The organism is Limnospira sp. PMC 1279.21, assembly GCF_032349615.1.
In the GTDB taxonomy this organism is placed as follows: Bacteria; Cyanobacteriota; Cyanobacteriia; order Cyanobacteriales; family Microcoleaceae; genus Limnospira; species Limnospira fusiformis.
The window spans coordinates 27,314-38,735 of sequence record NZ_JARPLU010000026.1; the positions used below are offsets into that span (position 1 = coordinate 27,314).

General features: G+C 46.4%; 8 protein-coding genes. 2 read left to right on the forward strand and 6 right to left on the reverse strand.

The window, feature by feature from the left end; all coding sequences use genetic code 11:
- Positions 1-208 precede the first annotated feature (208 nt).
- Positions 209-2,419, forward strand: a complete 2,211-nt coding sequence (locus P5683_RS06150) for a molybdopterin oxidoreductase family protein (RefSeq protein WP_006620597.1) — start codon at positions 209-211, stop codon at positions 2,417-2,419.
- Positions 2,420-2,506: 87 nt separating this feature from the next.
- Here P5683_RS06150 and P5683_RS06155 read toward each other — a convergent pair whose 3' ends face one another.
- From P5683_RS06155 to grpE, 6 genes are all read right to left on the reverse strand, one after another.
- Entirely contained in the window at positions 2,507-2,872 is a 366-nt protein-coding gene (locus P5683_RS06155; protein ID WP_006620596.1) for a hypothetical protein, read from the reverse strand.
- A 33-nt stretch (positions 2,873-2,905) separates the two neighbouring features.
- Positions 2,906-4,126, reverse strand: a complete 1,221-nt coding sequence (gene rsgA, locus P5683_RS06160) for a ribosome small subunit-dependent GTPase A (protein ID WP_006669466.1) — start codon at positions 4,124-4,126, stop codon at positions 2,906-2,908.
- On the reverse strand, positions 4,123-4,383 hold the full coding sequence (locus P5683_RS06165; RefSeq protein WP_006620077.1) for a sulfurtransferase TusA family protein: 261 nt from the start codon (positions 4,381-4,383) through the stop codon (positions 4,123-4,125). The genes rsgA and P5683_RS06165 overlap by 4 nt, the downstream gene beginning before the upstream one ends.
- A gap of 50 nt (positions 4,384-4,433) precedes the next feature.
- Complete coding sequence (gene dnaJ, locus P5683_RS06170; protein WP_006620594.1) at positions 4,434-5,564, reverse strand: molecular chaperone DnaJ; 1,131 nt, start codon at positions 5,562-5,564, stop codon at positions 4,434-4,436.
- Positions 5,565-5,748: 184 nt separating this feature from the next.
- Positions 5,749-7,725, reverse strand: coding sequence for a molecular chaperone DnaK (gene dnaK / locus P5683_RS06175; RefSeq protein ID WP_006620593.1), 1,977 nt, complete (start codon positions 7,723-7,725; stop codon positions 5,749-5,751).
- A gap of 162 nt (positions 7,726-7,887) precedes the next feature.
- A complete protein-coding gene (gene grpE, locus P5683_RS06180) occupies positions 7,888-8,649 on the reverse strand; it encodes a nucleotide exchange factor GrpE (protein WP_006620592.1) in 762 nt (253 codons plus the stop codon).
- 588 nt (positions 8,650-9,237) lie between these two features.
- On the opposite strand from grpE, the gene P5683_RS06185 reads away from it, so the two are divergent.
- Positions 9,238-11,250, forward strand: coding sequence for a GspE/PulE family protein (locus tag P5683_RS06185; protein ID WP_315639544.1), 2,013 nt, complete (start codon positions 9,238-9,240; stop codon positions 11,248-11,250).
- Positions 11,251-11,422 lie beyond the last annotated feature (172 nt).

Genomic DNA, 11,422 nt, shown 5'->3' on the forward strand with positions numbered 1-11,422 from the left:
CGCCCCTGAACCGACAATAATTCCCTATCCTTCCTAGATGACTATCCTCCGTGGTTACGGTGATTAACTTCCGGTTGGGGTGGATTGATTAATTAATTGGCTGATTTTAGCAGATAATTAATCACAGTCAACTCCCCCCAATTGCCAGCAAATAAGTGGCTGATATACTATAATCAAAACTGCCACAATTACCACCCATTAATCTAAAATGACTGAATTAACAAAAACTCTTTGTCCTTACTGCGGTGTTGGTTGCGGCTTAGAAGTTTTACCCCCCGCACAACCCGGAAAAGCGACAAATAGAGACTCCCAAGGAAATCCAATTTGGCAAGTTAGAGGCGATCGCACTCACCCCTCCAGCCTCGGTAAAGTTTGCGTCAAAGGCGCAACAATTGCCGAAGCCATAGACAAAAACCGCCTGAAATATCCCATGATCCGAGAGACCCTCGATCAACCTTTTCGTCGCGCCACCTGGGATGAAGCCTATAACCTTATTGTCAACCGCATTCAAACCGTCCGCCACACCATGGGGGCTGATGCTATCTGTATGTATGGTTCAGGTCAATTCCAAACCGAAGACTATTACATCGCCCAAAAGCTAATTAAAGGCTGTTTGGGAACCAATAATTTTGATGCCAATTCCCGCCTGTGTATGTCTTCAGCCGTCTCCGGTTATATCAAAAGTTTCGGTTCAGACGGTCCCCCCTGTTGTTATGACGACCTAGAAAAAACCGACTGTGCCTTTTTAATTGGCACTAATACCGCTGAATGTCACCCCATAGTTTTTAATCGTTTGCGGGTTCACCATAAGAAAAATCGCCAAGTCAAAATGATTGTGGTGGACCCTCGCCGCACCCAAACCGCTGAAGCCGCAGACCTACATTTAGCCATCCGTCCCGGAACCGATATTGACCTACTTAATGGTATAGCAAACCTCTTAATGCGTTGGGGTTTTATAGATTCTTTATTTATTGATGAATGTACCAAAGGATTCCCTGATTATATGCAGGTAATCCAATCTTATCCCCCGGAATTAGTAGCCAGAACCTGTGGTATTCGTCTGGATGATATTGAACAAGCTGCTAGGTGGTGGGGTGAGTCTCAACGAGTTTTATCTATGTGGTCAATGGGGATAAATCAGTCTTCCGAAGGGACTGCGAAAGTGCGGACTCTGATTAACCTTCATTTGATGACTGGAAATATTGGTAAACCTGGGGCGGGTCCTTTTTCTTTAACAGGTCAACCTAATGCTATGGGAGGTAGAGAAGCGGGAGGACTTGCCCATATTTTACCCGGTTATCGAGTTGTCACAAATCCCCAACACCGGAGAGAGGTTGAGCAATTTTGGGAACTAGAACCCGGTCAGATTTCTGACCAAGTGGGTTTGAATGCTTGGGAAATGATTACCGGATTAGAAACTGGTAAAGTGGGGTTATTATGGGTGGCGGCGACTAATCCAGCAGTCAGTATGCCGGATTTAGAAAGGACTAAAGCGGCTTTAATGCGATCGCCTTTTACCATTTATCAGGACGCTTATTATCCTACAGAAACCGCTGAATATGCCCATATTTTACTACCCGCCGCCCAGTGGGGAGAAAAAACCGGGACTATGACTAATTCTGAACGGGTCGTCACTTTATGTCAGGCTTTTCGTCAACCCCTAGGAGAAGCTAAAGCCGACTGGGAAATTTTCGCCGAAGTAGGGCGGAGGTTAGGTTTTCCAAAACCATTTAATTTCGCTAATTCCGCTCAAGTTTACCAAGAATTTGTCCGCTTAACTCGTAACCGTCCCTGCGATTTATCTGGGTTGAGTCATCATCGTTTAATGGTTTCTGGTCCTATTCAATGGCCTTGTCCTGAGACGGAAACCGAAATTAATCGCACCCCTAAACGTTTATATACTGATTTACGATTTAATACCCCTGACGGTCGCGCACAATTTGCGGCTTATTACTCCAAAGGATTAGCTGAACCCCCAGATCCAGATTATCCTTTAGTGTTGACAACGGGGAGATTATACGGCCATTGGCACACTCAAACACGAACCGGGAGAATTGAGAAAATCCGCAAAATGCACCCCACTCCTTTTATGGAAATTCACCCCAAAGATGCCCAGAAATTAGGCATTGAATCCGGCAATTTAGTGCAAGTGCGATCGCGCCGTGGAAAGGCTTATTTTCCCGCTCAAATTACTAAAGCGATCGCACCGGGAACTGTATTTGTACCCATGCACTGGGGCGCTTTATGGGGAGATAATACCGAAGCCAACGCCATGACTCACCCTGAATGTTGTCCTGAGTCTAAACAACCAGAATTAAAAGCCTGTGCCGTACAATTATCAATAGTTAACCCCGAATTATTACCAACTTCACAAACCCAACCTAACCAACAAAAAATCAATCCAACTATTCCCGTCTAAATACCTCCGCTGGGAGGGTACATGATGAATTATTAAAACCGGGTTTTTCCTGCCATAGCAACCCCAAAACCCGGTTTCTCCTGATGATTAATTATCTGTATTGCGTTTGGAATGTTCTTTTAAAACCCATCCCATCAGAGACACAGGACCTTTAGAAACTGGCTCATGGGCAAGTTTTTTTGATTGTTTATTATACTGAGATTTAAACAAAAATTTATGAATCGACTTGTACACCTTGCCAACTTCTGGGTTCGAGGAATTAGACTCCTCAATCTTTGGCAGAGAGTCTATATGCCACCAAGTTATTAATTGATAAGCAGATACACCACCCAAAAAGCTACACAGCAGACTAAATGGCAGCGAATAGCCTACCCAAAAAAAGCCCCCCATAAACAATAAACCAATCACTAATCCGGTGGTTATTGCGCCTGTAGTAGTTGGAGAATCTGACATGGCTCGGCTACTCCATTTAATAGATAAGTTGTTTTAGACCTCATCCAAATCTTCACAAAGTTGTTGTAAATTTTGGTGTTCTAAGCGACGGGAAGATCGGCGATATTTTTTAGACTGCAATTTAGGTTCATATTGTTTTCCCCCTCCAGATTTACTTTTAGATTTGAGGCGATCCTCCTCTAGTGGTTGATGTTGAGACGTTTCCCAAGCCTCGATCGCCTCCTCAAGAAAATGGAGATATTGGGGGTATCTTTCCCAGTCTCCACGCACCACACATGATGGTTCTTCGCGGTGCAAACAATCATCAAATTGACACTTACCCTTAGTTAAGCGATCGCGAATTTCCGGGAAATAATTACCCAACTGGTGAGGGTCGCATTGCAATTCCGGTTGATTAAACCCCGGAGTATCAGCCAGGAAACCCCCGTTATGTAATTCAAACAATTCCACATGGCGGGTAGTATGCCGTCCTCGCCCCAATTTTCCCGACACTTCCCCCACCCGCAAATGACTATTAGGAATCAGTTTATTAATCAAACTAGACTTCCCCACACCAGACGGACCAGAGATAGCCGTAGTTTTCAGGCGCAAGCGATCCAGCAGAGAATTAGCAGTGCCAGAAACCTGGTTTCTATCACCATCTCTAGTGAGGGAAGGCGAACTTTCCCCGAAACCGGGTTTGTCCAACCCAGCCGAATTTGATGATAAATTCAGAGTCGGCGAAGTTTCCATGCGATCGCCCTCAAAGCGATATTCAACCCCATGATAGACACTAATCATCAAAGGGTCATATCCCCAGCCTCTCATGCGATCGTACCATTGTCGGAGGCTATCAGGGGGCAGTAAATCGCACTTATTAAAGCACAAACTCACCTCCAACCCAGTAGACTCCGCCTTGAGTAGAAAGCGGCTGAGAGTCACCGGATCTGGGTCGGGTTCAGCCACTGCAAACACCAATAATAAATGGTCTGCATTAGCAATACTAGGGCGCGCCAGCTCAGTTTTACGGGGTAAAATCTCAGAAATCACCCCTCTACCCCCCTGCCAGTCTGGACAGGAGACCACCACGCGATCGCCCACCATCACCTTCTGACCAATTTTCTTTAAACGAGCGCGACAGGTACAAAGCAAAGTCATCCGTTTAGCTTCCCCCCCGGCCCCATTCCCAGACGGAGACTGGTCAGGACTCAGACAAACCTGATAAAAATTAGCCTGACCAGCAACTACCGTTCCCATTATGCGATCAGCCGTCATAAACTCTTCACAGGCGGACAACGAACCATAATCGCAAAAAACTCTCCGCGATCGCAAACCTCCTCAATAGCATATCCTTCCATCACCAAGCTATCAGGAACCTGTTCAATAGGTTCGCCGCCATCTAACCACACCTCCAGCAAAGTCCCCGGTGTCATTTGTTGCAGACGCAACTTAGTCCGCACAAAATTAATCGGACAGGGGGTGCCGCGCAAATCAAGTTTAGCATCAGCCGAATAAGTATCTGAACCAGTCATAGACTCTTCACACAAAAGGAACAATCAATCCAAGCCATCAATCGAATGTTTTACTTTTGGAACAAATTACCAAGGAACCCTTCCAGGCCTCCTTTTCCGGTACGTTCTCCCTTAATTTGGGCCAACTGTTCCAAAAGTTCTCGCTCCTCATTAGTAATCCGGGTAGGAATATCAATCAAAATTGTAATCAAGTGATCTCCCCGACTCACCGGATTTCCCAAACGAGGGACACCCTGATTTTCCAGAGTTAGCACCGTATTCGGTTGTGTCCCCGCCGGAATAGTTAAAGAAGTCGTACCCTGAACCGTTTCCACCTCCAAAGTACAGCCTAAAATCGCTTGCAGGTAAGAGATTTTCACCTCCGACAGGATATTAATACCATCACGTTTAAAATTCGGTGTCGAGTCCACCGACAGAAATACATACAAATCCCCCGCCGGGCCACCTCGTTTTCCCGAATCTCCCTCATTAGATACCCGCAACCGCGTGCCATTATCTACCCCAGCCGGAATTGTAATTTTCAGCTTTTTAGTTACCTCTTTCAGGCCTTCTCCACCACAACTGACGCATTTTTCCTCAATCATCTGTCCAGTACCATTACAGGTAGGACAAACCGAAACCTGAGTAAAGCTACCAAAGGGAGTACGAGTCGCCCGCCGCACTTGACCACTACCCCCACAGGTAGAACAAGTTTTAGGAGAAGTTCCCGGCTTCGCCCCCGTCCCATTACAAGTCTCACAGGTTTCTAAGTGACGGATACGGATTTCCTTTTCCCCGCCAAAAATAGCCTCTTTAAACTCCAAGCGCAAATCTAAGCGCAGGTCATCCCCTCGCGTAGGTCCCGTGCGTCGTCTGGCTGCCGTAGGGCCGCCCATACCCCCACCAAAACCACTGAAAAAACTTTCAAAGATATCAGCAAAACTATCGCCAAAGTCCTGACCATAGCCCCCTGCACCAGCACCAGATACCCCAGCTTCCCCAAAGCGATCATAACGGGCGCGGATTTCCGGTTCCGAAAGCACCTCATAGGCGCGGTTGATTTCCTTAAACCTTTCTTCAGCCCCCGGCTCCTTATTTACATCCGGGTGATATTTACGAGCCAGACGACGGTAAGCTCGTTTAATTTCTTCCTTGTCTGCGTCGCGGGAGACACCGAGGACATCATAGTAATCGCCTGCCATAAAGCTTTTTTCTAAAAATTAATTACTAAAACTACAGAACAAACCTAGAGTTAGGTCTTTCCTTAACTAGGGGTTGGATTAAGCATAAACTACCAACCCCACCGTTTAGGGAAACCCCTATTTTACATCATCCCACATCCCAACCTTTAATGGGACCATTTAACCGTTAGCGGTCAACTTATCTCTATGAACCACCCAGACTTTGGCTCTCAGAGCCCTCTAATTCTTTAGATTCTGTCTCGTCACTATTGCCGATTTCAGAGTCCATGTCAGAGTCTGTGCTTTCATCTTCTTCTGAGTCTAGCATCTGGGGTTCTTCAGTCGCTGACCCATTCCCCCTATCTCCCTGCTCATGTGCTGCATAAACCGCAGAACCTAGCTCATAGAGCAAATTTTGGAAACTCTCAACTTGTCGTTGCATATCCCCTAAAGAGATTTTGGGGTCGTTAACTGCTTTCTTTAAAGCGGCTGCTTCGGTTCGGGTTCGCTCTTTAAGTTCATTACTAATTGCTTTGGCATTGTTCTTTAATGTCACCTTACAATTATAGAACAGGGTCTGGGATTGATTTTTCAACTCGGCAATCAGTCTGTGGGCTTCGTCTTCCTCGGCGTAAAGCTCTGCCTCCTGTCGCATTCGCTCAATTTCCGTCTCGCTCAGTCCTCCGGTATTGGTGATTTGAATACTTTGCTCTCGGCCTGTGCCACGATCTATAGCAGATACTTTCAATATCCCATTAGCATCAATATCAAAAGATACCTCAATTTGTGGCACACCCCGTTTAGCGGGAGGAATGCCAGTCAGTAGGAACTTACCCAGGCTTTTGTTATCTTTAACCATGGCTCGTTCCCCTTGCAGCACATGAATTTCCACAGAGGTTTGTCCGTCGGTGGCGGTGGAGAACATTTGGGAACGACTGGTGGGAATGGTAGTATTGCGTTCGATGATTTTGGTGAACACTTCCCCTAGGGTTTCTAAACCCAGGGACAAAGGGGTGACATCCAAAAGCAGTAGGTCTTTGACTTCTCCTCCCAAAATCCCGGCTTGGATTGCTGCTCCTAGGGCTACCGCTTCATCGGGGTTAACAGAGCGATCGGGACTGCGATCGCCAAAATGTTTACTAATTGCTTGCTGTACTGCGGGAATTCTGGTTGAACCTCCCACCAAAATGATTTTATCAATATCCTGGGGTTCTAAACTGGCATCTTTGAGGGCTTGGGTTACTGGTTCGAGGGTACTTTTTACCAGGTCTCCCACTAAAGTTTCAAATTCCGAGCGACTCAGTTCTAGTTCTAGGTGCTTTGGTCCTGAGTCATCAGCACTGATGAATGGCAAGTTAATCGAGGTTTTGGTGCGATTAGAAAGTTCGATCTTCGCTTTTTCCGCTGCTTCGCGCATCCGTTGCAGAGCCATTTTGTCCGATGTTAGATCAATCCCTTCTTGTTTTTTAAAGGTTTCTACCATCCACATCACCAGACAGTTATCAAAGTCATCCCCTCCCAGGTGGTTATTCCCAGATGTGGATCTTACCTCGTAAATTCCATCTCCCAACTGGAGGATAGATACATCAAAAGTGCCTCCCCCTAGGTCAAAAACCAGAATGGTTTGGTCTTGGTCTTGTTTATCCAAACCATAAGATAGGGCTGCTGCTGTGGGTTCGTTGATGATACGCAACACATTTAAACCCGCAATAGTCCCCGCATCCTTGGTGGCCTGGCGTTGAGCATCTGTGAAGTAAGCCGGAACCGTAATCACCGCTTGATCAACAGTTTCCCCTAAATAGGCTTCGGCATCTTCTTTGAGTTTTTGCAACACCATCGCCGATATTTCTTGCGGCGTGTAGACCTGATCACGAATTTTGACATCTACTGTATTATCTTTACCAGAGACGCACTTATAGGGAACTCGCGATCGCTCCACTTCCGTATCTTCCCAGCGTCTGCCAATAAATCGCTTAATACTAAATATGGTATTCTCAGCATTAGTCACCGCTTGTCGTTTACCAAGCTGACCAATTAAGCGATCGCCATATTTACCAAAACCCACAATACTGGGTGTAGTCCGTCCCCCTTCTGAACTGGAAATAACTACAGGTTTACCCCCCTCCAGAACCGCCACACAACTATTAGTCGTACCTAAGTCGATGCCAATGACCTTTCCCATAGCTCCTCATCGATAAATTTGTGCAATGAATGGTAGAGCCATCCCCGTTCTAACATAAGAGCCTAGAAGCTAGACCCACTTACTACATAAGTCTACCCCCCTTTCCCTGGCTGTATAACACTTAGGGCGCAGTAGTTGCGCCCATTGAGTTGATTTAGGCGATTAATCCTCAGAACCTTCTGCTGGTGGCTCCTCTGTGGTATCTGAGAGTTCTGGTTCTGTAGCTACTTTCACCATGGCATGACGTAAGACGCGATCGCCTAGTATATACCCCCGCATCAGTTCTTCAATCACTGTTCCCTCTGGATACTCACTCGTCGGTTGGCGCATCACCGCCTCATGGAGATTAGGATCAAACTGTTCACCCTCTGGGCGCATGGGGGATACTCCAATTTGTTTGAGACACTCCACCATCTGTTTATAAACCCCCTGATAGCTTTTGTGAATGTTCATTTCACCATCATTTTGGGGTTTAATATGGGCTCTGGCTCGCTCAAAGTTATCGATCACTGGCAAAAGCTGCGCGATCGTGGAACACTTGATATTGAGTTCGAGGTCTTCTTTTTCCTTCTGTGTGCGCTTACGGAAGTTCTCAAAATCAGCAGCCAGTCGCTGATATTGACTGGTCATATCCATCAGTTGAGTCTGAAGGGACTCTCGCGCTTGAGCTATGGTCTGCAACTGCTCATTAAGCTGTTCATTGGCAATATAAATCGGATCGGAACTCATTTCCGCGTCCTTCGCTTCCTCACCATCATCAGCGATCGTTGCTTGCTCCAATGTTAAATCAGATTCAGTATCCGTTTGTTGGTCAATCTGTTCAGGATCAACAGACCCAGGATCTGATGCTACAGGTTCTGTAGTCTCATCTATTTTGTCACTTGTCGAATTAGGAACCATGTCTTCCTGCTTGTTATCGTCCATAATAGAAAATTGAGCGACGGCATCCCTGAGCCTACAGCCTAGGGAAAACTCCGCTCTCCGTTAACGTGCTTTCGTGATCTTGATCCATTTTAATACTACAGGCGCGATTCGTTCAGGCATCCAATAGGCTTCAAATACCTAAAATCATCCCATAGTAACACTTTCATGCCCTCGGCTGCATATAATCAACTTAATTCGGCGATCGGTTACCTTACCAAAGAAATTGTCTTGAGTACCACGGGGCAGGTGGGAACTTGGATAATAAATCCAAACCCTTGGGGAGATTTGACCTCTACTCTGGTTTGAGTAATCCTGCTAGATCAAGTTAAGTCTATGAACGAAGAATCCTCGACCCTTTAGGGCGAGAAGTGTCAAAATAAACCTATCACCGACGGAGGTAGGAAAACATATTCACCCTTTGGCAAGTTGAGCTTTAGCACCAGGTAAATAGGGCTAATGTCCTCAGTCCCTAGTTGTGGATATAGCACCAGCGGTTAAACTGTAAATTAACAGTGAGACTTCCATACTCACCCAAGAAACTTTCCCAACTTTTTGGGGAAGCCTAGACATAAGGACCTGACTCCAGCTATGACCAATACATCATCCCCCCGGCGAACTGCTCTTGTTGCTCAAAGTGCAACTCCCTTTGGTAATAAACTTATTCAGTCAGGATATATTGACCCTGAGCGACTACAGCAGGCTATTCAGGACTCTCGTGGCGGAAAACCTCTCACCGAAGTTCTCGAATCCATTACCGGTCAGCCTCTACCCCCGGAATTAGCCCGTCACTATAAAAAACAACAGCTATTTGAGTTAAAAATTGTCTATGGGGTTGAGGCCTTTGACCTAGAAATAGATCAGATTTCGGTGGCTGAACTAGAAGAAATCATCAAAAAGCTGGAAACTTCTATTGAGACCTGCAAACGACATCGTTTTGTGCCTTGGAAAATCATCGAGTCGGAGCCAACTCCTAGCGTGATGATGGCAATGGTTGACCCAGATAACCTGAGTGCTTTGGATGAGTTGAGAAACCAAATCCTGCGTCCGGTAGGATGGAAACTACAGCGGCGGGTTATTACTCAAGAAGATTATGACAAACTGATTACAGCCTACGGTGAGGAGGAAGTTAAGCGCAAGCAAGTAGAAGCGGCTCGGGAGGAAGAGAGAAAACTCCAGTTTGGCGAGGGTGAGTTTGAGGATGTAGAACTGGTAGAAGCCTCCGATGACATGGGGGACATGAACCTCGATGCACAGCTCCAAGAGGCGGAAACTGCACCAGTTATTAAGGCTGTGAATGTGATTCTGGCTAAAGCTCTGTCCGAGGGTGTTTCTGATATCCATGTGGAACCCCAAGAGCATGATATACGGATTCGGATGCGTAAAGATGGGGTTTTGCAGGAGTATTTTACTTTCCCGAAAAAGGTGGTTTCTGCTATTACCTCCCGCTTTAAAATTATTGCCGATCTTGATATCGCTGAACGTCGCCAAGCTCAGGATGGCCGGATTCGTCGGGTTTATCAGGGCCGGACGGTGGATTTTCGGGTTAATAGCCTGCCGAGTCGCTATGGGGAAAAGATTGTTCTGCGGATTCTTGATAGTTCTTCGACTCAATTGGGTTTGGATAAGTTGATCTCTGACCAGGAAACTTTGGAAATGGTCCGGGAAACTGCTAGTCGTCCTTTTGGGTTGATTTTGGTAACCGGGCCTACGGGTTCTGGTAAATCTACATCCTTGTATTCGGTTTTGGCAGAGCGCAATGATCCGGGTATTAATATTAGTACGGCGGAAGACCCGATTGAGTATGCTCTACCTGGTATTACCCAATGTCAGGTGATTCGGGAAAAAGATTTGACTTTTGCTAATATCCTGCGGGCATTCTTACGACAAGACCCTGATGTTTTGCTAGTGGGGGAAACGCGGGACTTGGAAACGGCGAAAACTGCTATTGAAGCGGCTCTGACGGGACACTTGGTTTTAACTACTCTTCACACTAATGATGCGGCGGGGGCGATCGCTCGTTTGGATGAGATGGGAGTTGAGCCGTTCATGGTATCTGCGGCTCTGTTGGGTATCCTGGCTCAACGTTTGATGCGGCGGGTATGTACTGAATGTCGTATACCCTATACCCCAACTCCCCAAGAATTTGGTCGTTATGGTCTTTCTGCTTCTGGGGAGGTGGATATTACTTTCTATAAGGCAAATACTGTTCCGGCAGATCAACGCCGGGGACTAGCCGATCGCGGCGAGTTATGTAAAAAATGTGGTGGTCTAGGCTATAAGGGCCGGGTTGGGGTTTATGAATTCCTTAAAGTAACGGAGCGGATGCAAATTCTGATTACTAAGGGAGCGCCCACTGAACAAATTAAGGAGGCTGCTGTTGAGGAAGGGATGAAAACTCTCTTAGCCTACAGTTTGCAGTTGGTGCGTGAAGGCCATACAACTTTTGAGGAGGTGGAACGGGTAACCTTTACAGATTCGGCTCTGGAATCGGAGTTGAAGGCTAAACGGAAGCAGGGTTTGACCTGTAAAGGATGTGCGGCGGAATTAAAGCCGGAATGGTTGGACTGTCCCTATTGTTTGACTCCTCGGTTTACTATGTAAACAGCCTTTGAGTAGTCTTGGGCTGGGAACTTGAGATCACGTTATGAACCCACCCGGACAAAAAATCATTCACAATAGAAGGAGCATGATTTAATCTCAAATTAGGTTAACATTTTACGGCAATACGGTATAATACCAAGTATGGTGCGAGACCTTCGGGTATGAAATCGAC